General features: G+C 29.6%; 1 protein-coding gene. It reads left to right on the top strand.

Annotated elements, in window-relative coordinates; translation table 11 throughout:
* Positions 1-77: 77 nt before the first annotated feature.
* Positions 78-563, top strand: coding sequence for a DUF4342 domain-containing protein (locus HMPREF9131_RS00995; protein ID WP_009344873.1), 486 nt, complete (start codon positions 78-80; stop codon positions 561-563).
* Positions 564-582 lie beyond the last annotated feature (19 nt).

Genomic DNA, 582 nt, shown 5'->3' with positions numbered 1-582 from the left:
TTTTTTTAATTAAACTTTAACAATTCCTTTAGATTTTAATAATATTTATTGGGTAAAATAATAACAGAGGTGATAAGATGATTAATCTTGAAAAAATTGACTATGTCATTAATACTACTGGAGCAGGTTATGAGTTAGTTAGAGAGGCTCTTTTAAATTCTGATGGAGATGTTGATAGGGCAATTGGATATATTGAAGCAAAAAAATTTAAGGTAAGTCAAAATAAAAAAGACGAAAGAATTGAAGCTGAAGCTGAAGTTATTGAGGAAAATGAATCTAAAAAAGATATTTTTGGAGGAGTAACAGACACCCTTGATGAAATTATCCAAGGAATTAAGGAAATTTGGAGAAAGGGTAACGCTTCAAGACTTATTGTAGAAAAGGATAATGAAACAGTCTTATCTTTGTCGTTAACAGCTTCTACTTTTGGAGCTATTATTGCACCTATCGCTTCAATTTTAGGTCTAACAGTTGCTTACATTACTGACTATGATTTTAAAATTATCATGGCAGACGGCAAGATAATTGATGTTCGTGAATATATCAAAAATAAGAGTAAATAATTTATAAGGGTGGATTTTC

This window comes from Peptoniphilus sp. oral taxon 836 str. F0141 (assembly GCF_000179335.1).
Classification (GTDB): domain Bacteria; phylum Bacillota; class Clostridia; order Tissierellales; family Peptoniphilaceae; genus Peptoniphilus_A; species Peptoniphilus_A lacrimalis.
The sequence above is the reverse complement of the archived record's forward strand: the minus strand, read 5'-3'. Positions and strand labels throughout refer to the sequence as shown.